Source organism: Celeribacter baekdonensis, assembly GCF_900102315.1.
GTDB lineage: Bacteria > Pseudomonadota > Alphaproteobacteria > Rhodobacterales > Rhodobacteraceae > Celeribacter > Celeribacter baekdonensis.
The window spans coordinates 1-22,813 of record NZ_FNBL01000004.1; the positions used below are offsets into that span (position 1 = coordinate 1).

Annotated in this window: 17 protein-coding genes, 3 tRNA genes and 2 rRNA genes; 7 read left to right on the top strand and 15 right to left on the bottom strand. The window is 55.1% G+C overall.

From position 1 onward, the window contains the following. The 7 genes from BLT54_RS08510 to BLT54_RS08540 form a co-directional block, all read right to left on the bottom strand. Window positions 1-1,544, bottom strand: a 23S ribosomal RNA gene (locus BLT54_RS08510); the annotation flags it as partial. A gap of 511 nt (window positions 1,545-2,055) precedes the next feature. Further along, a tRNA-Ala gene (locus tag BLT54_RS08515) sits at window positions 2,056-2,131 on the bottom strand. Between the two features lie 15 nt (window positions 2,132-2,146). Continuing rightward, window positions 2,147-2,223, bottom strand: a tRNA-Ile gene (locus BLT54_RS08520). Between the two features lie 196 nt (window positions 2,224-2,419). Next, window positions 2,420-3,887: ribosomal RNA gene (locus BLT54_RS08525) — 16S ribosomal RNA — on the bottom strand. A gap of 724 nt (window positions 3,888-4,611) precedes the next feature. Further along, window positions 4,612-5,223 carry a protein-methionine-sulfoxide reductase heme-binding subunit MsrQ gene (gene msrQ / locus BLT54_RS08530; RefSeq protein WP_074643621.1) on the bottom strand — a complete coding sequence of 204 codons (612 nt, stop codon included), beginning with the start codon at window positions 5,221-5,223 and terminating at the stop codon, window positions 4,612-4,614. Window positions 5,224-5,225: 2 nt separating this feature from the next. After that, window positions 5,226-6,152 (bottom strand): protein-methionine-sulfoxide reductase catalytic subunit MsrP, encoded by a 927-nt coding sequence (gene msrP, locus BLT54_RS08535; protein ID WP_074643624.1) that lies wholly within the window; start codon window positions 6,150-6,152, stop codon window positions 5,226-5,228. A 93-nt stretch (window positions 6,153-6,245) separates the two neighbouring features. Beyond that, the gene (locus BLT54_RS08540) at window positions 6,246-7,763 is read right to left on the bottom strand and encodes an FMN-binding glutamate synthase family protein (protein WP_083351765.1); all 1,518 of its coding nucleotides are present in this window, start codon (window positions 7,761-7,763) and stop codon (window positions 6,246-6,248) included. Window positions 7,764-7,950: 187 nt separating this feature from the next. Here BLT54_RS08540 and BLT54_RS08545 point away from each other — a divergent pair, with 187 nt between their 5' ends. Next, window positions 7,951-8,385: a DsrE family protein gene (locus BLT54_RS08545; protein WP_074643627.1), complete on the top strand. Its 435-nt coding sequence runs from the start codon at window positions 7,951-7,953 to the stop codon at window positions 8,383-8,385. A gap of 62 nt (window positions 8,386-8,447) precedes the next feature. Here the strand turns inward: BLT54_RS08545 and clpB are convergent, their stop codons facing one another. Then, window positions 8,448-11,066 carry an ATP-dependent chaperone ClpB gene (gene clpB / locus BLT54_RS08550; protein WP_074643629.1) on the bottom strand — a complete coding sequence of 873 codons (2,619 nt, stop codon included), beginning with the start codon at window positions 11,064-11,066 and terminating at the stop codon, window positions 8,448-8,450. Between the two features lie 238 nt (window positions 11,067-11,304). Between clpB and pyrF the strand changes: the two genes are divergently transcribed. Next, on the top strand, window positions 11,305-12,027 hold the full coding sequence (gene pyrF, locus BLT54_RS08555) for an orotidine-5'-phosphate decarboxylase (protein ID WP_074643632.1): 723 nt from the start codon (window positions 11,305-11,307) through the stop codon (window positions 12,025-12,027). Window positions 12,028-12,096: 69 nt separating this feature from the next. Here pyrF and BLT54_RS08560 read toward each other — a convergent pair whose 3' ends face one another. From BLT54_RS08560 to BLT54_RS08570, 3 genes are read right to left on the bottom strand one after another with little or no spacing between them, the layout of a single operon-like run. Next, a complete protein-coding gene (locus BLT54_RS08560) occupies window positions 12,097-12,537 on the bottom strand; it encodes an NUDIX hydrolase (protein ID WP_074643636.1) in 441 nt (146 codons plus the stop codon). Beyond that, window positions 12,524-12,811, bottom strand: coding sequence for an NfeD family protein (locus BLT54_RS08565; protein ID WP_074643639.1), 288 nt, complete (start codon window positions 12,809-12,811; stop codon window positions 12,524-12,526). The genes BLT54_RS08560 and BLT54_RS08565 overlap by 14 nt, the downstream gene beginning before the upstream one ends. Further along, window positions 12,811-13,704, bottom strand: coding sequence for an SPFH domain-containing protein (locus tag BLT54_RS08570; protein ID WP_074644423.1), 894 nt, complete (start codon window positions 13,702-13,704; stop codon window positions 12,811-12,813). The genes BLT54_RS08565 and BLT54_RS08570 overlap by 1 nt, the downstream gene beginning before the upstream one ends. A gap of 93 nt (window positions 13,705-13,797) precedes the next feature. On the opposite strand from BLT54_RS08570, the gene BLT54_RS08575 reads away from it, so the two are divergent. Next, complete coding sequence (locus BLT54_RS08575; protein ID WP_074643641.1) at window positions 13,798-15,051, top strand: DNA polymerase IV; 1,254 nt, start codon at window positions 13,798-13,800, stop codon at window positions 15,049-15,051. A 7-nt stretch (window positions 15,052-15,058) separates the two neighbouring features. Here BLT54_RS08575 and BLT54_RS08580 read toward each other — a convergent pair whose 3' ends face one another. After that, on the bottom strand, window positions 15,059-15,919 hold the full coding sequence (locus tag BLT54_RS08580; protein WP_074643644.1) for an N-formylglutamate amidohydrolase: 861 nt from the start codon (window positions 15,917-15,919) through the stop codon (window positions 15,059-15,061). Between the two features lie 283 nt (window positions 15,920-16,202). On the opposite strand from BLT54_RS08580, the gene BLT54_RS08585 reads away from it, so the two are divergent. The 3 genes from BLT54_RS08585 to BLT54_RS08595 all read left to right on the top strand — a co-directional run bounded on the left by BLT54_RS08585 (window position 16,203) and on the right by BLT54_RS08595 (window position 18,821). Beyond that, window positions 16,203-16,277: transfer RNA gene (locus BLT54_RS08585), tRNA-Val, on the top strand. Between the two features lie 61 nt (window positions 16,278-16,338). Further along, window positions 16,339-16,464, top strand: a complete 126-nt coding sequence (gene ykgO / locus BLT54_RS08590) for a type B 50S ribosomal protein L36 (RefSeq protein WP_005850168.1) — start codon at window positions 16,339-16,341, stop codon at window positions 16,462-16,464. A gap of 449 nt (window positions 16,465-16,913) precedes the next feature. Next, window positions 16,914-18,821, top strand: a complete 1,908-nt coding sequence (locus tag BLT54_RS08595) for a rhamnosyltransferase WsaF family glycosyltransferase (protein ID WP_074643646.1) — start codon at window positions 16,914-16,916, stop codon at window positions 18,819-18,821. A 41-nt stretch (window positions 18,822-18,862) separates the two neighbouring features. Here the strand turns inward: BLT54_RS08595 and BLT54_RS08600 are convergent, their stop codons facing one another. Continuing rightward, window positions 18,863-19,861, bottom strand: a complete 999-nt coding sequence (locus BLT54_RS08600; protein WP_074643648.1) for a hypothetical protein — start codon at window positions 19,859-19,861, stop codon at window positions 18,863-18,865. Between the two features lie 33 nt (window positions 19,862-19,894). After that, window positions 19,895-20,896, bottom strand: coding sequence for a hypothetical protein (locus BLT54_RS08605; protein ID WP_074643650.1), 1,002 nt, complete (start codon window positions 20,894-20,896; stop codon window positions 19,895-19,897). A gap of 71 nt (window positions 20,897-20,967) precedes the next feature. Here BLT54_RS08605 and BLT54_RS08610 point away from each other — a divergent pair, with 71 nt between their 5' ends. Then, window positions 20,968-22,281 carry an alginate O-acetyltransferase AlgX-related protein gene (locus BLT54_RS08610; RefSeq protein WP_074643653.1) on the top strand — a complete coding sequence of 438 codons (1,314 nt, stop codon included), beginning with the start codon at window positions 20,968-20,970 and terminating at the stop codon, window positions 22,279-22,281. Window positions 22,282-22,333: 52 nt separating this feature from the next. Here BLT54_RS08610 and BLT54_RS08615 read toward each other — a convergent pair whose 3' ends face one another. Then, complete coding sequence (locus BLT54_RS08615) at window positions 22,334-22,726, bottom strand: DUF3775 domain-containing protein (protein WP_074643656.1); 393 nt, start codon at window positions 22,724-22,726, stop codon at window positions 22,334-22,336. Between the last annotated feature and the right edge of the window lie 87 nt (window positions 22,727-22,813).

Consider the following 22,813-nt stretch of genomic DNA (forward strand, 5'->3'; position numbering starts at 1 on the left):
CATTCAATCCGATAAGGATGAACTACCCTCGAGATCCGTCACTTCTTACTGGCCCAGGAATATTAACCTGGTTCCCATCGACTACGCCTTTCGGCCTCGCCTTAGGGGTCGGCTCACCCTGCTCAGATTAGCTTTAAGCAGGAACCCTTGGACTTTCGGCGACAGGGTCTCTCACCCTGTTTGTCGCTACTCATGTCATCATTCTCACTAGTGATCTCTCCACGGGATCGCTCACGCGCCCGCTTCACAGAAAGCCTCTTGTGTCCAATGATCCCGAAGGATCGAAAGACACATGAGACTATGTCACACTACGCTCTGCTACCATGCCTTACGGCATCCTCAGCTTCGGCTCATGGCTTGAGCCCCGTTACATCTTCGCCGCAGGACAACTTATCTAGACCAGTGAGCTGTTACGCTATCTTTAAAGGATGGCTGCTTCTAAGCCAACCTCCTGGTTGTTTTGGTCGTCCCACCTGCTTTCCCACTTAGCCATGAATTAGGGGCCTTAGCTGGAGGTCAGGGTTGTTTCCCTCTTCACAACGGACGTTAGCATCCGCTGTGTGTCTGCCATCTAGTACTCCCGGGTATTCGGAGTTTGGTTAGGATCAGTAAGCCTGTGGGGCCCCATTACCCATCCAGTGCTCTACCCCCCGGGGTATTCGGATGACGCTCTACCTAAATAGATTTCGCAGAGAACCAGCTATCTCCGAGTTTGATTGGCCTTTCACCCCTAGGCACAACTCATCCCGACCTTTTTCAACAGGTGTGGGTTCGGACCTCCAGTAAGTGTTACCTTACCTTCATCCTGGTCATGCCTAGATCACTCGGTTTCGGGTCTGATCCCACGAACTCATGCGCCCTATTAAGACTCGCTTTCGCTGCGCCTACACCTAACGGCTTAAGCTTGCTCGTGAGACCAAGTCGATGACCCATTATACAAAAGGTACGCCGTCAGGGCTCAAGGCCCCTCCGACTGCTTGTAGGCGTCCGGTTTCAGAAACTGTTTCACTCCCCTCGTCGGGGTGCTTTTCACCTTTCCCTCACGGTACTGGTTCACTATCGGTCAGTAAGGAGTACTTAGCCTTCGGGGGTGGTCCCCCGATCTTCAGACAGAATTTCACGTGTTCCGCCCTACTTAATACGTCCCTCAAAGCTTCCTATACGGGGCTGTCACCCGCTATGGCCATGGTTTCCAACATGTTCTAGTCACTTATCAGGCTCGGCTGGTTCCCGTTCGCTCGCCGCTACTAGGGAAGTCTCTATTGATGTCCTTTCCTCCGGGTACTTAGATGTTTCAGTTCCCCGGGTTTGCTCTTATAAACCTATGTATTCAGTCTATAAGTACCTGGTTCAGCCGGATATAAGCTGCCGTCTCACTCGAAAGTGGTCAGGCAATTATATCAAACTGTCAGGTGGGTTCCCCCATTCGGAAATTCATGGATCAAAGCCTATTCTCAGCTCCCCATGACTTATCGCAGAGTATCACGTCCTTCATCGCCTCTTACTGCCTAGGCATTCACCAAACGCCCTTTTCGCGCTTGATTTGATCCAGAAAGAGCAAAACTGTGATCCCGAAGGATCACGCCATCTTGCAGGCCGACACAAGCTGGTAAGATGTGACGGCGCGCTTTCCAAACCAAAAGCATACATTTTCCCGCCAGACCTCTGAGGTCTGACATAGATCACATCCACCGTATGAAGCGGATGCGTCTTGGTTCAAGACCGTGCGATCTTGAACCGGTTAGTGTATTTTGACTTGGACAACACTGCGATTTCAGAAGGGATACGTCATTAAAGATCGAGGAAACAATCTTTAAAACGCCTCTTGCACCCGAAGGTGCAAGTCCATCTGAGATCATCCACTTACGCGTGGTGATCAACAGTGTTGCATTTTAATCTCTCTATACGATGTCAATTGGCAACTTCTTGCGAAGTCACCGCTGTCCAAATGGACGAGCAAACACTCTAAAAGTGCTTGCTGATACATTCAGACTGCTAAGGTCGAACTATGGCCATTCTCGTGACTGACACTTTCTTTCAGAAAGTGCAGAGTGATGGTGGAGCCTATCGGGATCGAACCGATGACCCTCTGCTTGCAAAGCAGATGCTCTCCCAGCTGAGCTAAGGCCCCGTTATCACAAAGTGATGGTGGGTCGAGGAGGACTTGAACCTCCGACCTCACGCTTATCAGGCGTGCGCTCTAACCACCTGAGCTACCGACCCAAGACAGACCGGTAGTGGCCTGTAAATTCTAGTGTTACGAAGAGATATGAGGACGGCCTGGTCCGAGTTTGATCAACTATTACGTTGATCTTATGCTACATTTTACTGTCCCACCGCCTATTCGGCTAAGTAAGGACATGTAGCTGCTAAGTGTATCACGAGAAGAACAAGTTCTTCTAACTAGATACATCCTTAGAAAGGAGGTGATCCAGCCGCAGGTTCCCCTACGGCTACCTTGTTACGACTTCACCCCAGTCGCTGAGCCTACCGTGGTCCGCTGCCTCCTCGAAAGGTTGGCGCACGGCCGTCGGGTAGACCCAACTCCCATGGTGTGACGGGCGGTGTGTACAAGGCCCGGGAACGTATTCACCGCGTCATGCTGTTACGCGATTACTAGCGATTCCGACTTCATGGGGCCGAGTTGCAGACCCCAATCCGAACTGAGACAGCTTTTTGGGATTAACCCATTGTCACTGCCATTGTAGCACGTGTGTAGCCCAACCCGTAAGGGCCATGAGGACTTGACGTCATCCACACCTTCCTCCCGCTTATCACGGGCAGTTTCCCTAGAGTCCCCGGCCAAACCGCTGGTAACTAAGGATGTGGGTTGCGCTCGTTGCCGGACTTAACCGAACATCTCACGACACGAGCTGACGACAGCCATGCAGCACCTGTCACTGATCCAGCCGAACTGAAGGAAAGTATCTCTACGATCCGCGATCAGGATGTCAAGGGTTGGTAAGGTTCTGCGCGTTGCTTCGAATTAAACCACATGCTCCACCGCTTGTGCGGGCCCCCGTCAATTCCTTTGAGTTTTAATCTTGCGACCGTACTCCCCAGGCGGAATGCTTAATCCGTTAGGTGTGACACCGAATAGCATGCTACCCGACGTCTGGCATTCATCGTTTACGGTGTGGACTACCAGGGTATCTAATCCTGTTTGCTCCCCACACTTTCGCACCTCAGCGTCAGTATCGAGCCAGTAAGCCGCCTTCGCCACTGGTGTTCCTCCGAATATCTACGAATTTCACCTCTACACTCGGAATTCCACTTACCTCTCTCGAACTCAAGACTAGCAGTATCAAAGGCAGTTCCAGGGTTGAGCCCTGGGATTTCACCTCTGACTGACTAGTCCGCCTACGTGCGCTTTACGCCCAGTAATTCCGAACAACGCTAACCCCCTCCGTATTACCGCGGCTGCTGGCACGGAGTTAGCCGGGGTTTCTTTACCTGCTACCGTCATTATCTTCACAGGCGAAAGAGCTTTACGACCCTAAGGCCTTCATCACTCACGCGGCATCGCTAGATCAGGCTTGCGCCCATTGTCTAAGATTCCCCACTGCTGCCTCCCGTAGGAGTCTGGGCCGTGTCTCAGTCCCAGTGTTGCTGATCATCCTCTCAAACCAGCTAAAGATCGTAGACTTGGTAGGCCATTACCCCACCAACTATCTAATCTTACGCGGGCCGATCCAAATCCGATAAATCTTTCCCCCGAAGGGCGTATACGGTATTACTCTCAGTTTCCCGAGGCTATTCCGTAGATCTGGGTACGTTCCCACGCGTTACTAACCCGTCCGCCGCTAGATCCGAAGATCCCGCTCGACTTGCATGTGTTAGGCGTGCCGCCAGCGTTCGTTCTGAGCCAGGATCAAACTCTCAAGTTGAAATGCATTACTGCATAACCTTGACGTTCGAACCTCTGCACATCGCCCTACCTTTTGCAAAGTAGGGACTTCTGTTTGTGTGCTTCAGTTAACAAAGTTAACAAAAAGCCGACAAACAGTGAAGCTGACACTCTATAATCGGTAGCGAGTAAAACCCATTCCCTAAGAGCGCGATATGCTGAGCTTCGTCAGTCGATAAGACCAAACCGCCCACATATCTCTTCGTTCAACCAAATTTTCAAAGAGCCAGAGACAAAAACCAGACCAGTGCGCCAAACCTCTTCAGCGCGCCCGCCCAGATCAAACCTCAATGTTATCGTCAACCTTCCAAAACAAACTTCCCTAAGTCACTCTCACGACCCCGTTCCGTCCGCCCCGTCCAGCGCCCCGTCAGTGACTGCGTCGCTGCCGGTGAAGTGGGTTTTAGTGTTACTACCCGACACCCGCAACCCCTTTTTTCAGTTTTATGACAGATTTCCCAATAAACGTTATAAATCATTGTTAATAAACATATTTTTTCATCATATTTCTTGTCGTTACTCATTTAAGCCGGCATTGGAGGCGGTTCGCATCCGGCGCTGACGTAACAGAATAGGGTTATCCACAGAGCCGCGCGCAACATTTGGTATTCGAGGCGCAAATCATCACAAATCACCTCTGGAATCGGAGGTGAATCACACCAGAAAAGGACGAGTCTGACGACTCGCCCCCTCAAATCCTAGAATCAGGTGGATCGCGCGCGCGATGGGATCACCCGCGCTATCGGAACCCGGATCAAAAGCAAAACTCCGATCACGGTCAAATACAGCAGCGGCTCAAGCTGCCATCCCTTGCGCAGAATGACAAAATGGATGCCCCCCAAAGCCACCGCCGGATAGACCAGCCAATGCAGCCGTCGCCAGTTCGCGCCGAGCTTGCGGATGGAATAGCGGTTGGACGTGATCGCCAGCGGGATCAGCAACAGCAAACCGGCCATGCCGATGGTGATATAGGGGCGCTTATAGAGGTCAGCGATGATCTGGCTCGGGATGCGCACATCCAAAAGCAGCCACACCAAGAGATGCAGTACGATATAAAAGAAGGCGATCAGGCCGAGCGCGCGGCGGAATTTGAACAGGTTGATGCGCGCATATGTGCGCAGGGGCGTCACACAAAGAGAGGCGATCAGAACCTGAAGGCCCAAAATGCCAATCGCATGTTCCATCGCTTTGATCGGTTCAACGCCCATCCGACCCGTGACCCCGGCATAGAAATACCATGCAGGTGGGATCAGTGACCCTATATAAAGAGGCCAGGTCGGGATCTTGCGGGCAAGTCGATTGATCTGGTCTCTCACGCTTAATACTCTTTGTTCAGGTTCATGCCCTTATAGAGGCTGGCGACCTGATCTTCGTAACCGTTGAACTTGACTGTCGCGATGCGCGGGGCAAACACACCGCCACCGATGCGGCGTTCGCTGGCTTGGGACCAGCGCGGGTGATCCACCTCAGGATTCACGTTGGAAAAGAACCCGTACTCACGATGATTGATCGCTTTCCATGTGTTGACCGGCTGGGTCTCCATCAAGGTGATCTTCACCACGGACTTGATCGACTTGAACCCGTATTTCCATGGCACCACCAAACGCAGCGGTGCGCCATTTTGATTGGGAAGGGTTTTACCATATAGCCCGGTGGCCATAATGGTCAGAGGGTGCATCGCCTCATCAAGGCGCAGACCCTCGACATAAGGCCAATCCAAAATGGCGCGTTTTTGCCCCGGCATTTCTTCCGGGCGATAGAGCGTTTCAAAGCGGACATATTTGGCGGAGGGCTCGACACCCGCGAGTTCGAGAAGCTGCCGCAGCTCAAACCCGTTCCACGGGATCACCATCGACCAGGCCTCGACACAGCGGAACCGATAGACCCGTTCGTCGATGTCCATCTTTGCCATAATGTCACCAAGCCCATAAGAGCCCGGACGCGACACCAGCCCGTCGATCTCGACAGACCAGGGATCGGTGGTCAGCGCACCCGCATAGCGCGCAGGGTCTTCCTTGCCCGTGCCGAACTCATAGAAGTTGTTGTAGGTGGTGATCTCTTTAAAGCTGTTCGGCGTCTCTGTGGTGTCGAACCCTTTGATCTGAAACTCCGGCACCTCCTGCGCACGCACGCCCGTGGCGGCCAACAGCCCCGCCCCGGTGATCCCGCCCAAAAGGGCGCGACGGTTGAGGTAGGTCTGTTCCGGTGTAACAGTTGAATAAGGCAGGCTGTGCGTCTTGGACATGTGTCTCTCCCATAGGCTTAAGGAACATGTGTCTCTCCCATAGGCTTAAGGAAAGAGTAGCCCGGCCCGCATCAACCGCCAAACAAACTCATGTCACAACTGCGTTGGGGTATTGTAACGTTCGGCATCAAAACTTGGCACGATACGGTCCAGCGGAATGGACGTCCCATCGGCCTGAACAATCCGCACATGACGCCGCCGCATTTGACGTGGCTCCAACACCCCGACCGAATGGGCGATCATCTCAAGCTCATAGGTCGAGGCCTTTGCGTAGGCTGCGACCTTCTTATATTTGTCGTTGACCACAAGCCCGCCCTGAAGATGCGGATCATGGGTGGTGATCCCGGTGGGACAGGTGTTCTTGTTACATTTGAGCGCCTGAATGCAGCCCAGCGAGAACATAAAGCCGCGCGCCGAGGCGACAAAATCCGCGCCCGCACAAATCGCCCATGCAATATCCGCCGGATTCACAAGCTTGCCCGCCGCCACAATCCGAATGCGATCATGCAGCCCGTATTTGTCGCGCAGATCGACAATGCGGATCAGCGCTTCTTTAATTGGCATCCCCACAAGGTCGATCAGCGGCATCGGCGCCGCGCCTGTGCCGCCTTCGCCACCGTCAATGGTGATGAAATCCGGCGCGCTCTCTGGCCCGCGCTCGACGATCATCTCAAAGAACTCCGCCCAAGGCCGCGAGGAGCCGACGACGAATTTAAACCCAACCGGCTTGCCGGTGACCTCACGGATGTGGTCGATGAAATCAAGCAAATCGCCAAAATCATCCACTTCACGGTGGCGGTTCGGGGAAATGCCGTCTTCGCCCGGTTTCAACCCACGGATTTGCGCAATCTCGGGCGTGATCTTGGCGGCGGGCAAAATTCCGCCCTTGCCCGGCTTTGCCCCCTGCGACAGCTTGATCTCAAACATCCGCACGGTTTCATGCGCCGCCATCGCGCGCAGCTTGTCATCATCCAGATTGCCCGCATCATCACGGATGCCGTATTTCGCCGTACCGATTTGATAGACAAGATCCGCCCCGCCTTCGAGGTGAAACGGCGACAAGCCGCCCTCACCGGTGTTCAACCAAATGCCCGCTTCCTTTGCGCCTTTTGAAAGAGCCAGGACAGCCGGTTTGGAAATCGCGCCATAGGACATGCCGGAAATGTTAAAGATAGATTTGGCAGTGTAAGGCACGCGGCAATGCGGGCCGATCACCATCGGGTCGGTGGAGGTGAATTGATCATCAAGCGGCGGAAACGGCGCGTTCATGAAAATCGGTGTGCCCGGGATCGACAGGCTGCGCGTTGAGCCAAAGGCCACGGTGTTGCCCTTGCCATCGGAGGCGCGGTAAATCCAATCCCGCTGGGCGCGGTTGAACGGCATCTCTTCACGGTCCATGGCAAAGAAATATTGCCGAAAGAACTCGCCCAAAGAGGAAAACAAATGCCGGAAGTGGCCGATGACCGGATAGTTGCGCAGGATCGCGTCCCGTGTCTGGCGCTTGTCGAGGATATAAAGCGCCAGCGCCGCCAGCGCCATAAACCCAATTGCCAGAACAAAGATAAGCGCGAGCACCTGAAGCGCCCCCATTGTCCAATGCCAAACCGTCATAGAAAACCTCGTAAGCTGATGCTGTGCGTTGGCCGGACCCTGCCACAGTGGCGCGGAAACGCAACCGCCTTTCAGCGCATGTTAGCGTAAACTTTCCCGCGTCAGCACACAGACCAAACATCCTGCACTGCAGCGTGACAGGAGGCAACGGATGTGACTAGGATCGACAAAGAAAAGGGAGGCCTATATGTGGAAAGCACTCATCACCTGTCTGACCATCACGTTTTGCGCAGGGGGCGCCATGGCCGAAGGGATCACCCATAAAATCGCAATCCATGTTGACGACAGTGATATGCGCGTGATGAACATGGCGCTGAACAACGCCAGCAACGCCCGCGCCTATTTCAACTCCATCGGCGACACGGTCACTCTTGAAATCGTCGCCTATGGTCCGGGGTTACAGATGTTTCTCAAGGATCAAAGCCCGGTGGCGGACCGGATCGAAACCATGGCGCTTGAGTTTAACGACGTGCAATTTTCGGCCTGCGAAAACACCCTGCGCGCGATGAGCCAGAAAATGGACAAGCCGCTTGAGGTGCTAGAGGAGGCGGTCGTCGTGCCCTCCGGCGTCGCGCGTTTGGTCGAATTGCAAGAAGCGGGCTACAGCTACATCAAGCCATAACAGACGACATGAAAAAGGCGGCCCGCACAGGCCGCCTTTCTTGATTTCAATGAAGCGCCGGATCAGTGAATCACGGCATCATCCGGTTTGGGCTGATGGGATGCCCCGGTTTTTTCCCCGATCAAAAGCCCACCAGAGCCGGCAGAGACCGGAAGCGTATCACCATCCACGACATCGCCCGACAGCAACAGTTCCGCCAGCGGGTCCTGCAACGTGCGTTGGATCACCCGTTTCAAAGGCCGCGCACCAAACACCGGATCATAGCCTTCGTTGGCCAACCAAGCTTTCGCCCCAGCATCCACCGCCAGACCAATGTTGCGTTTCGCCAGACGCTTTTCGAGCAATGCAAGCTGGATCTCAACGATCCCACCCATGTCCTCGCGTCCCAGACGATCAAAGATGATCGTCTCATCCAGACGGTTGAGGAACTCTGGCCGGAAATGCGCCCGCACCGCGTCCATCACATCGCGCTTGGCCTGCGCATTGTCCGCCCCATCCGGCAATTGGCTCAGCGCCTGCGCCCCAAGGTTCGAGGTCAGGATGATCAGCGTCTGTTTGAAATCCACGGTCCGGCCCTGACCATCGGTCAGAATACCATCGTCCAAGACCTGCAACAGCACGTTGAACACATCCGGGTGGGCCTTTTCGACCTCATCGAACAACACAACCTGATAGGGTCTGCGCCGCACGGCCTCGGTCAAAACACCGCCCTCGTCGTAACCGACATAGCCCGGAGGCGCACCGATCAGGCGAGAGACGCTGTGTTTCTCCATGAACTCCGACATGTCGATACGCACCATCGCATTGTCATCGTCAAACAGGAACTCAGCCACCGCTTTCGTCAGTTCGGTTTTCCCGACCCCCGTTGGCCCGAGGAAGAGGAACGATCCCAACGGACGGTTTTCGTCATTCAGACCCGCCCGTGCGCGCCGCACCGCATTGGCAACGGCATGAACGGCGGTTTCCTGACCGATGACCCGTTTGTGCAGGCCATCTTCCATCCGCAACAGCTTATCGCGCTCGCCTTCCAACATCTTGGAGGTCGGGATCCCGGTCCAGCGTTCGACCACACCGGCGATCTGTTCTGGGCCCACAGCCTCTTCGACCATGAGATCCTGATCTTCTGCGGCTTCGGCCTCCACCAGCTTTTTCTCAAGCTGCGGGATTACGCCGTAGGACAGCTCACCGGCCTTGGCCAGATTGCCCTCGCGTTTGGCGATTTCCAAATCGGCTCGCGCCCGGTCGAGTTTCTCTTTCAGATCGCGTGCGCCTTCCAATTTCTGCCGCTCGGCTTCCCATTTCGCCGTCATCGAGTCGGATTTCTCCAACAGGTCCGACAGCTCTTCTTCGAGCTTCTCAAGCCGACGCTTGGAGGCCGCATCCTCTTCTTTCTTCAAAGCCTCGGCTTCGATCTGAAGCTGAAGGATAGAGCGGTCCAGCGCATCCAATTCTTCGGGTTTGCTGTCCACTTCCATCCGCAGACGCGACGCGGCCTCATCGACCAAGTCGATGGCTTTGTCCGGCAAAAACCGATCCGTGATATAACGGTGGCTGAGCGTCGCCGCCGCAACAAGGGCCGAATCTGAAATCCGCACCCCATGGTGAAGTTCGTATTTCTCTTTGATCCCACGCAGGATGGAGATCGTGTCCTCGACTGTCGGTTCTTCAACCACAACGGGTTGGAACCGCCGCGCCAAGGCCGCGTCTTTTTCCACATATTTACGGTACTCGTCCAAGGTCGTCGCACCGATACAATGCAACTCACCCCGCGCCAGCGCCGGTTTGATCAGGTTCGCGGCATCCATCGCCCCGTCCGATTTGCCCGCGCCCACAAGCGTGTGCATCTCGTCAATAAAGAGGATGACTTCGCCCGCAGCGGCCTCAATCTCTTTGAGGATGGATTTCAACCGCTCCTCAAATTCACCGCGATATTTCGCACCGGCAATGAGCGACCCCATATCGAGCGCCAAAAGCCGTTTGTTTTTCAAACTCTCCGGCACATCGCCATTGACGATGCGCAGCGCAAGCCCTTCGGCAATCGCGGTTTTACCCACGCCCGGCTCCCCGATCAAAACCGGGTTGTTTTTGGTCCGGCGTGACAACACCTGCATCGAGCGGCGAATTTCTTCGTCGCGGCCAATGATGGGGTCAATCTTGCCTTCGCGCGCCGCTTCGGTCAGATCGCGCGCATATTTGTTCAGGGCGTCATAGCCCTCTTCGGCCGAGGCACTGTCAGCCGTGCGGCCTTTGCGGATGTCATTGATCGCAGCGTTCAGTTTCTTGGCGTCGACACCGCCCGCTTCCAAAGCATCCTTGGCCTTGGATTTCACAATTGTGAGCGCGGTCAAAAGCCGCTCGACGGGCACAAAGCTGTCGCCTGCCTTTTTGGCAAGTTTCTCGGCCTCATCAAGGACTTCGGCGATGCTGCGGTCCAAATAAATCTGACCCGCGTCGCCGGTGACCTTGGCGTTTTTGGCCACGGCTGCGTCGACAGCAGACAGGACCAGTTTCGGGTCACCGCCGGCGTTTGAAATAAGATTGGTCGCAAAGCCCTCTTCGTCATCCATAAGGGCTTTCAAAAGATGCTCCGGCACCAAACGTTGGTGGTTTTCGCGCATCGCAATGGTCTGTGCCGCTTGGATAAACCCGCGGGCACGTTCGGTGAATTTCTCCATATTCATACTGTCTCTCCTTCAGTAAGCGCCCCTCAATCGCGATGCCCGAATACGGCACATCTTGGGGTGGGACCTTGACCTTTAGATGGGGTCCGCGCACAGGCTCCGCAAGAGGGACTGTTGCCAAATTGAAACATTTTTGCGCCGCACTCCGCCCGCCCGAAACCGCATTTCACACATCCGCCTCTTGACCCACGCGGGCGTTCTGCGCAGGAAGGGGCAACCTGTGAAAGAGGATGTTCCCATGACCGCTGATGACCGCCTGATCGTTGCCCTTGATGTCCCCAATGTCGTGCAAGGCCTCGCCTTGGCAGACAAGATCGGGGATGCCGTATCGTTTTATAAAATCGGTCTTGGCATGCTGACGAGTGGCGGCTTTGCCTTGGCCAATGAGCTCAAACAAGAGCATGGCAAACGCATCTTTTTGGACATGAAATTCTTCGACATCAGTGCCACTGTGGAAAACGCGGTGCGCGGCGTGGCGCAGCATGACATGGATTTTCTCACCGTCCATGGCGATCCCTATGTGGTCAAAGCCGCCAAAGAGGGCGCGTCTGGGTCCGACATGAAAATCCTTGCCGTGACGGTGCTGACCTCTTTGGATCGGGCGGATTTGGACGGTGCGTTGATCAAAGCCGGTGACATTCGCGATCTTGTCCAAGAGCGCGCGGGCAACGCCTTTCTTGCCGGGGCCGATGGCGTGATTGCCTCACCGCAAGAGGCCGCAATGATCCGCGCCCTGCCCGAAGCCCGTGGCAAACTGATTGTCACCCCAGGCGTGCGCCCGATGGGAGCCGAACTTGGCGATCAAAAACGGGTGGCAACGCCTGCGGTCGCAATCAAGGACGGGGCGGATCACATCGTCGTTGGGCGTCCGGTCTGGCAACACCCCGATCCGCGCGACGCCGCGCTGCGCATTCAGGCGGAAATCAAAGACGCATGGAAAGCCAACAAGAGCTTCTCGTAACACGCCCGCACCATCGACGGCGCGCGGGCCTTTGCCAAATGTCCTGAGTCAGGAAAAATGCAAAAGGCTTTAACCTGTTGCCAAGACATCCAAAAACAGCCGTGTCCGCTCCTGAAGGAAGGGCACGGCATTTTCATGGGTCACAAACTGAGCGGCGGGCATAAATTGCCACCCCTGCCCCTCCTCGCCAAAGCGGATCATATCTGCGGTGAGATCGTCCCAAACCGCACCGAAATGCCATCCTCCGGTGCCCCCCGGATAGGGATAATAGCGCCGATAGGTCAAAAGCGCGGGCGGAACCACAAGGCCAAATTCTTCGCGGGTCTCGCGCAACACACAGTCCAGCGGCGTCTCGGCGCCTTCGCGCCCACCGCCCGGCAAATCCCACATGTTGGGATAGGAAATCGCGGGCGTGTCGTCGCGCAATAAGGTCAAAACATGGCCCCGCGACAGCACCGTGAGTTTCGCCCCCACAAATGCCGCGCCAAGACCCGATTTAGACCTCGTCATTGATGTCTTTGTCCCAGACTTTGACCTGACCTTTGCGAATGCCAAATATTTGGCGCATGGCAAACCAAGCCATTAGCGACACCACCGCAAAGATCAGGACCAAAACGGCAAGATTCGACCCGAACCAGCCCAGAAACAGCAAGAGCGCAACAATCGCCGCGCCCACGGCAAAGCCCAAAAACACAAAGCCTGCGACCATGACCTCAAGCGCAAAGAGAATGATCGCCGCAAGGCCCCAGACCCACCATTCCAAAAACAGGATGACTTGGTCCATCACGCTTTGCCTTTGAACAGTTTGAACGCGTCGCCAAAGGCTTCCAAAGCCGCCGCCGGAACCACGATGGTTTGTTTGCCCGAGCCTTCGCCCAAGGAAACCAGCGCTTCGACCTGTTTCAAAGCCACCTGATATTGCGCGGCCTCCAGACCGTTTTTGGCAATCGCCTCGGCAACAACACCCGTGGCATAGGCTTCGGCATCGGCCTGAACCCGGCGGGCTTTGGCGGTTTGCTCGGCTGAATAGAGCGCCGCATCGGCGGCCAGTTCGACAGAGCGTTTTTGACCTTCGGCTTCCATCACCGTCGCACGACGGGCGCGCTCGGCGTTGAGCTGTTGCATCATCGCGGCGCGGGTGGCCTCATCCAAGTTCACGTCAAGAATTTCGGCCCGCGTCACCTCGATGCCCCAGTCGTTCACCGCCTCTTCTACCGAAGCTTTGATCGTGGCAATCAATGAGGATCGGTTCGATTGAACCTCGTCCAATTCCATTTTCCCGATCTCGGAGCGCACGATCCCGGCCACAGTGGTGGCGATCGCCGCATCCACATCGCGAATCCGGTACACGGTCCGCTCAGGTTCGGTAATGCGGTAAAACACCGAGGTTTCGACCTTGACCAACACGTTGTCCGAGGTGATCGCATCCTGCATCGCATTGGGAAGTTGGCGTTCAAGAATGGAAATTTTATGGGCCACAATGTCAATCAACGGGATGACAAAGTTGATCCCCGGGCCAAGCACAGTGCGCAAACGACCGAACCGTTCGACCACAAACTTCTCAGACTGCGGGACAATCCGCACGCCTTTGAGAACAAGCAAAACAATGAAAAACGCCAAGGCCAAGGTGACAATATTGCCGCCGGTGAGAAACTGGTAAGGATCGAACTGGTTCATGAAAATTCCCCCGATGAACACGGATATACGAGGCCAAGCATAGCCCCTCACTGTCATTGGGTATAGACTGACAGGAGGTCAAGGAACACCCATATGCCCGCGCTTTGCCGTGATTGCCTTACAATGTTTGAAACTGGTACCCGCTGCCCCTCCTGTGGACGGCCGAGGGTGATTGCGCATCCTGAGCTGTATGATCTGGCCATCGCGCATATGGATTGCGATGCGTTTTATGCCTCTGTTGAAAAGCGCGACAATCCCGATCTGCGCGACAAACCGGTGATCATTGGCGGCGGAACCCGCGGCGTTGTGTCCACCGCCTGTTACATTGCCCGAATCAAAGGTGTGCGCTCGGCCATGCCGATGTTCAAAGCCCTCGCTCTTTGCCCCGAAGCGGTGGTGGTCAAACCCCGCATGGCCGCCTACGCCGAGGCGTCGCGCGCCATCCGCGATATGATGAACGAACTCACCCCCGATGTGGAACCGCTCTCGCTTGATGAGGCCTTCATGGACCTGCGCGGGACAGCGCGGTTACATGGTCGCCCGCCTGCGGCAATGTTGGCGCGGTTGGTCAAACGGATGCATACGGAATTGGGGCTGACCGGATCTATTGGTCTCAGCCACAATAAATTCCTCGCCAAAGTCGCCTCCGATCTGGACAAGCCGCGCGGGTTTTCGGTGATTGGCGCGGCGGAGACGATGGCGTTTCTCGCGCCAAAACCCGTGAGCTTGATTTGGGGCGTCGGCCAAGCCACCCGCACCTCTTTGGAAAAGGCTGGGATACGGACGTTCTCCGATCTCAGACGCTGGGAGAAAGACGATTTGCACCAGCGGTTTGGCTCCATGGGTGACCGGCTTTGGCATCTGGCGCGCGGCCAAGACAGCCGCAGCATTTCCGCCAAACGCCCGGTCAAATCCATCTCCAAAGAAACCACCTTCTCCGAAGACACCGCCTCGCTCGACATTTTAGACGGGCATATTTGGCGACTGGCCGAACAGGTCTCTGACCGCGCCAAGGCCAAAGACATTGCCGGACGGGTGGTGACGCTCAAACTCAAACGCGCCAATCACAGCTCTCTGACGCGACGTGTGACGTTGCATGAACCCAGCAATATGGCCGATAAAATGTATCGCACCGCGCGCGGGCTTTTGGATGGGGCGATCGACAAAGGCCCGTTTCGGTTGATCGGTGTTGGCCTGTCGGATTTGGTGCCCGCCGAGCAGGCCGATGTGTCGGCGGATTTACTGGACCCCGATGCGATCAAACGTGCCCGTGCCGAACGCGCCAGCGATGAGATTCGCCGCAAGTTTGGCAAAGATGCGATCCGCAAAGGCCGTGCGCTTCGGTAGCCGGAGATTATTCTGCCGCCAGAGGCACCCGCTCCGCCCCGATCTCGGCAATCACTTTCGCCGCAGCCCCAATACGCGCACGAATCTCGTTGAAATCGGAATGCGGCACTAGCGTCAGTTCATTCATATAAACAGAGCGATCAATCTCGATTTGAATCGCATGACAGCGCCGCGCCGGATGGCCGTAATGCTGTGTCACAAAGGCCCCCGCAAAGGGCACATTGCGCGCCACTTCAAACCCCTGCTGCCGAAACGCGCGCTCCACCTCGATCACAATGCTCGGATTGGCGGAGGCACCGTAGCGATCACCAATCACCACTTCGGGCCGCCGCCCTTTGCCACTGCGCACTGCGGACAGAGCCTCACGCGGCATCGAATGGCAATCAATCAAAATGGATTGGCCAAATAAGGCCAAAGATTCGTCGATCACCGCCTGAAGCAAGCGATGATATGGTTGCCACACGGTCCTGATCCGCTCTTGCGCCTCTTCTCGGCTTATTTTCCCGCGATAAATCGACCGGCCACCGGCCACCACACGCGGAATCACCCCAAGCCCGGAAGCGATGCGCGGGTTTAACCCTACGCAAGACGCCCCCGCGACCAAGGCCGGGTCCATTTCATCAGCACGTCGGTTGAGATCCACCCAAGCGCGCGGATAGGTGGCCGCGACCATCACGGCACCGAATCGTGGCACATCGGCGTAAAGCCGATCTACATGCGCATCTTCAGAAGAGCGGAGCTGAAGAGGGCTTAGAACCGACTGTTGCACCATTTCTGCGGGATAATCGCGCCCACTGTGCGGCGAAGCAAAGATCACGCAAGAGGTCCTGTTCTCTGGCCTTTGCAACACATATGGCACTTTGCTCATCGACACTCCCTTTCACCGCAAACTATAAAGGCTTTTGTGTTTTTTCTGAATCACGAAAGTGAAAAAGGCGTCCGCCGGGTCACTCCTGTGGGTGTTTTGCATCCAATCCGTAACCCGGATAAATTACAAAAGACTTTGGACATTGAAATTCAATGCCAAAAGGCCTTGAACAATCATTCGACTCCTTTTATACGCACCCGCACTGACGCGGGAATGCCCCGCGTCTTGTTCTTTGCGCTGCGAGGCGAAACGAGATCAAGACGCGAGTTTCCCATGGAGGAATGGGTGTATAGCTCAGTGGTAGAGCACTTCGTTGACATCGAAGGGGTCACAAGTTCGAACCTTGTTACGCCCACCATCCTCCGCCGTCATATTGGTTTTAACAGGCGCACGCAGGCGCCGCGAAAAGGAGAAAGACTATGAAAGTTCGTAACTCGCTCCGCTCGCTGAAAAACCGGCACCGCGACTGCCGCGTCGTGCGCCGTAAAGGCCGCGTGTACGTGATCAACAAGACGCAGCGCCGTTTCAAAGCCCGCCAGGGCTGAGATCAGCAGCGATCAAAAAAAGCCGCTCGTGTTTCACGGGCGGTTTTTTTGTGTTCTCTCTGAACCATCCCCCAAAACGCATCACATCTACGCGCCTTTTCAGACGCTCAGGCGAAGGATACGGCATTCTTGCGCCCATCTGTCGCGGCGTGGTATCCACACGGAACATGCGTAAAAAAGACGCGCTGCGCAGGGACAAAGCGCGGGTAGGATTTTAGGGGTGAAGATTTCAAGTATGTATTTTCTTAAGAAAATTCGCCCGCGCAGGGATGCCGAAAAGGGGATACAACACGGGTCTCGTTGTCCTCAGCACATGATGATTTAAATCGCAGCCCTGCCAAAAGCCAACCATTGTTGCATTTCAAATTGGCAAGACTTTCGCCAAACACAACCAAAACGCATCTGGGGGAACCAGAGGCATTCGTTTTAAAGAAAAGTGAGATCGGTCCATGAACGCTCAAGATACCATCGCAGACACCCCAAATGTCATTGACCTTCTCGTGGCAGAGGGATTTGACGCTGCTTGGTATGAGACAACCTATCGTGACGAAATTGCGCAACATAGCCTGGAAGGCGAAAGCCCTCTCGACTTTTATCGGCGTCTCGGTGGGTTTCTGGGCCATGATCCCCATGATGGGTTCTCCGAAATTCTCTATCGTAAGAAAAACACGGATGTCCGTAAGAACGTGACACAGGCCTCCGGCGCAACGGGCTTTCGTCACTGGCTCGAATTTGGAGTGAACGAAACCGGCCGGCACCCCTTTACCAAGTCCCAGATCGACCTGGCCCGTCAGACCTATCTCGCCCTGGATCGCCGCTTTCTCGAAAAAACCTACGGCGCGCGAATGGCTGGCTACCCGACCGTGGTTGATTACTATTTCAGCCAGGTCACACAAGAAGAGCTTTCCCCATCCGCAGAGTTTTCAGAGTCGGGATACCGCGATCTATATGAGGATGTCGCAATAGCCATCAAGGAAAACCTGATCGCCTCAGGCTTTCAACATTTCTTGTTGGTTCGGACCAAAGAGGTTCGACATGTCGTCTCGCATGACCAATATCTAAAGTCATTGGCAGAGAAAAAGAGTGCCCAACAAGAGGCCGAAACCCGTTTGGCGTTGGAAGATAACCTGCCCGGCGTGACCGCCCTCGCAGCACTCGACATGCTCAATGCCATGGAATTTTATGGTGGGAAAGTAAAGGTGCGCCGCACTGAGGCGCAGGGGCCAGGAGGGCTTTTGGTGCTGGTGCCCGATTTCCTGCCCGAAATCTTGTTTGGCGGCTATTTGGCGTTTTATGGCTTCCTGCGTAAACTGTCCGAACAGACCGGGATTGGCCTGCGCCTGATGGTCATCAACCACTCCAGCATGGAAAAGCACGAAGGCAATCTTTTGCGTATGCGCATCAAGATGCCCAAAATCTATAATATGTTTCATGGGTTTCAAAAGTTCGACGCCCAGACCCGCGCTGTCGACATTCCGGCCAATTATCATGTCATTTCCTACTGCGCGGAATTACACCGGATTGCCCAAAAGATCGCGACATCGGCCAACCAAAAACCGATCTTTTTCATTCAGGAATACGAACCAGACTTTCACGCCAATACCGACATGCGCAGTTTCAATGAATCCGCATTTTTCCTACCGCATGACGCAGTCTATAATTCACACAAACTGATCGAGTTCTTTCAGAAAAAGACCCCGGTGTTTGAGCGCGCCGGAAAAGACTATCGGTATACCGCTATCGAAAATCAGCTTGTCCGGCTGAATGTCGGCAAGGATCGCTTTTTGGAAATGAACAGCGGTCGCGAAACGCGCCGTTTCATCATGTATGGCCGCCCCGAAGGCCATGCTGCGCGCAACCATTTCGGCATGTTGGTCTATGCGCTGCGCGAGGCGATCAGACAGGGCGTTTTTGCCGGGGAGGATTGGGAATTTTATGCCCTCGGCACCTTGGGTAAAATCGACGACATTGATCTGGGCGGCTCTGAAAAGCTACGGATGGTGCCGAAAATGCCGAAAGAGGACTACGAGGAGTTTTTGCTGACCGGCGACATCGGCCTGTCGGTGATTACCACCCCACACCCAGGGATCGTGCATTTCCAGATGGCAGCCTATGGCCTGCCGACCGTGACCAATAAAACCGATCTGCGCGATGACGCTTGGCTGGCCAAACAAAACCGCAACCTCATCCCCGTTGAAATGTCGCCCGAAACGCTTGTCGAGGGGTTCCGCGTTGCAGTGGAACGCGCGAAAGATCTCAACACCCGGTATGACAATGCCGTCGCCTCGCCCGTCATGGATGAGGAAAGCTGTCTGCGCGACGCTTTGGCTGATCTGGCAGCCATTGTGACGAAATGATCAGGTGTCGGGCCGGGCAAGCCCGGTCCGATCCCGTCGGTTCAGCGGCTTTTGCCGCTTTCGGCCATGGTGCAAAGCTGCTTTAGAAACTTGTGTTGCACAGCAGCAAGATCGCGACCCACCTCCTGCTCCCAAAGCTCTGCATCGGGATACTCAGGTGTTTGAAACAGCGGCTCAGATGCGCCGTCACCAAAATTCTGTCGCAACCAGATATTGTCGCGTTCAAACCGCTCGACCACCGTGCGCATATAGTCGGGCGACATGGTATAGGTCTGTTTCGATAAACTCGGGCGCATCTTGTGCAGGTCTTGAAACACCTCAAAGAAATCGGTCTGCGACACCCCCACATCATTCAGCCAGCGCAAAAACAGCGTCGCAACCGCAGGCAAGGTTGGATGCTCAACGATATTGTCCTCGGGATCATAGCTTAGATCAATCCCCATCACCGTCAGAAAATCCTCGATCGGACTTTTGCGCACGGGAGACCCGCGCTCAAACACCCGCAATTTGACGTCCGTGTTGTGGGTGAACTGCGCAAAAACAGTCATAATCTCTGGGAATTTAAGCCCCAGCTTCATTGAATTGAAATAAGCCTCAGGCGGGTTTTTGATGCGATTATGGGTGACCTGCGTATAATAATTGGCGTTCATCACCTCATATTGCGGGCGCAAACTGACGTAAATCTGACAGGAGGCTGGTTGAAGATAATGTTTGAACACCTCCATGCGCTGGGCATGAAAAAACTCTTCTGACGACAGGATGACGGTCTTGTCGGGGGCCGCCGCTATTTCGGCGCGCAGCGCCTCAAGCATGGCACGCAAATGCTCAGACGGCTCACTTGCGTTGGGATCAATCGCAAGGGCGATGGCATGATGCCCCTTTGCCGTGCCACTCTCCACATCTATCCCACTCATCGGGTAAAGATACCCCAAGTCCCGCAACGCATCTCGCTTGCGAAACAGAAAGTTCTGCAGGCCAGAAGTGCCAGTTTTGGGCGATCCCGGATGCAGGATCAGGCGGTCAAACTGGATCGGTGTCATGCGCGTCTCGTTTCTTTTGGGCAATCGAAATAATCATGTGCAAGCATTCGCGGCGCTGCGTGAAATCCGTTTTAAAACAGTGGGAAAGACGGCGGACGTATCGCCCATTGCGCGCTCCCATATGTCGCGATCTGTCAATACCAGTGGTGCAAATTCGCGCGGACCGTTGGAGACGAACACCTCTGCCAAAGCCTTATTTTGCGGGGCATAATCAGCAAAGATTTGCTGCAAGACATCGGGCGCATAATGCTCTTTCACTGGGGCGAACCAGTCTGCGTTGCGATGGCACATCTTGAAAACATCGAAAAACGACATGTCATCCCATCCCGACGCCGCCAGTTGCCGCAAAAACAGCGTGGCCTGCGCGGGCAAAGACTTATGTTCGACATGGTTGTCTTCGGCATCGACAGGCCAGTTCAACCCGATCTGCGCCATCATATGAGCCGCAGGAAAATCGCGGGCGGGCGTCCCGCGCTCAAACAAGGACACAGAGAACTGTGCCTCTGGCCAAGCCCTGCGCCAAGGCACCAGACAGCTCGCATAATCCAGAAGATTGCCGTTAAACCCATCCAGATAGTCCATTGGCAGGTCGATCACCTTCCGATGGCACACCTCTGTATAATACATGGAAGAGATGAACTCGGCCTGATTTCGAAACACGGCCACAATCTGAACCTCATCGGCCTCAATGTAGCGACGCAGTGTTTCGGGACGACGAAAATCCATAAAGGTTTCGGACGACAACAACAGCGTCTCGCATTGGGCTTGCTTCAGTTCCACAGCCATACGTTCCAACACCCCCGCCATCTGTAGCGTCATCGCCCCATCTGCGCCATCCAACAGCATGCGAAGCCGGTGATGCGCCGTATCGACACCGCCATCTGCGCGCCGCCGACTGGTCATCGGGTAGAGAACTTTATCCGCTTTCAACTGCTGATATTTGCCGCTGAGATAGCTTTGAATGGATGTCGTGCCAGTCTTCCACGAGCCGATATGCAGGATTAGTTTCTTGGTGCGGATCAACTCTTTCTCCATTATCAAACCCGTCAACGATAGGCGCCAAGGGTCTCTGGCGACAATGGCATTAATTCGCACAGGACGACAATATGACGATTTCCGAAAAAGCTATGATGGGTCGCAATGGCTTTCTTTTTTTGAACGGCAAAGACTCAAACAACTTGCTCGGCCATTTGGCGGGCGAAGTCCCTTTGCTCACCTCAGCCCTCTCAGTCCACCGTCACAATCGTACGGTGATTGAGCGTTTGAACGTGCCGTTCCTCGGCATCATTGTCCCCGAAGCGCATTGTGTTTATCCTGAAAATCTACCCGACGGCATTGAGATCAGCGCAGCCCGCCCCGTGCGCGAGGTGTTGGACCAAATGGCCCCCGGCTATCACTACCCGCTTGAGGAATTGCTCGCTTATAAGGCACAGGGGGGCACGGTTTACACGGGGCGCGATTCACATTGGACCCAACCCGCTGCGCTTGAATGTTACAAAACGCTGCGTGGTCGGATCGGCCGCACTCGCGACTTGGAGCTGGCCTATCAACCGTCGCTCGACAGTGAAACCGGCGATCTGTCGATTGGCTCATACCACGATGTGGTCAACGCCGAACGGCAGCGCATGTTTGGACAGGAAACCTCGTATTTCAACGTGTTTGCCAGCCTGATTTTGAACCACGGTAACGTTTTGGTACTTTATAATCCCAAAGGAAAGGGGCGCTGTCTAGCCTTTGGCACCTCGTTTTCGGCGCGCCTAGTTCCGGCCTATGCCTCCGATTTCGAAGAAGTGGTGTTTTGCTATGGCACCACTGTCGATCCGGCGATGGTGCGGCTGGTCAAACCCGATTGCGTGATCAGTGAACTGCCCGAACGGTTTTTACATTTCCCCAGCTATGCCGTCGAAGGCGGCACATTGATTAACCTGCTTTTGGGTCTGCATGATCATAAAGACAAATCCACCGCCCAAATTAAGGCACAAACCTCGGTGCCCAATCATGTGGCTGAGCTTGGTGCGTTTTTTGCCGGTGTGAATGCCCGCGCGATGGGTCACCCTGCCCTTCAATTCATGCGCCAGCTTGAACAAGAGCTGCCCGATCTTGCCGAACGCGTGGCGCTTCTTGCGCCCTTCCTTGGCGAGCCAATGCAAAAGACTGCCCTGCGGCTCCTGCTTTCGGGACAGTTTTACAACCGGGGTCTTGTGGCCCAAGTGTCAAAATTTGTCGATGACGGGCTCTTGGATATTGGGAAACTTGCCCTTGTTCCCAACAGCGAGGCGGGGCTCTTGACCCAAATCCGCATTTTGATCCGTGCCGGACTCAACATCCGTGCAGCGGAACGTCTTGAACATCTGTTTGCGCAATTCGGCACGGGCGTCGAAGCCGACTATTACGCCACGCTCTTACGGCGCTTAGCCTAACCCGGATGTGTAAGGCGTTCATACGTCCCAAAGGACCATCGACGTGGCACGCTCACATCTTGCGATAAATTTCATCCTCAAACTCAGAAGGGTCGATCCCAAGCGTTTCAAGCCCGCTTTCAAGGTAATCCGACAAAAGCGGGATGCCCAAAAGGTAGCGATCCGTCGGGGCCGAGGCCTCCGTCTTCGCGGTTTCAAACGCCTCGTCATAATCATCAAAGGTCTCGCGCCCGATCCACATGATCGCCACCAAGGCGGCTTTCTCGTCATCGTTCAGGCCACGGATAAAGCTGGCCAATTCGCGCTCTGTGCCATCAGAGGACCGGGATTCAAGGATCGTATCCGCATCGGCATCATCGGACGGTGTATCCCAGCGCCCCACCTTCGCGCCAAGTTCGCGGGCGCGGACGATCACAAAGGCAACTTTGTTTGGGCTGATATCCATCTTTCGCGTCCTCCAACTGTGCGTAAATGTCTGGTTGTCTGTGGTAAATCACTGTGCAGCATCCGGCGTCACGCTGACATGACACAG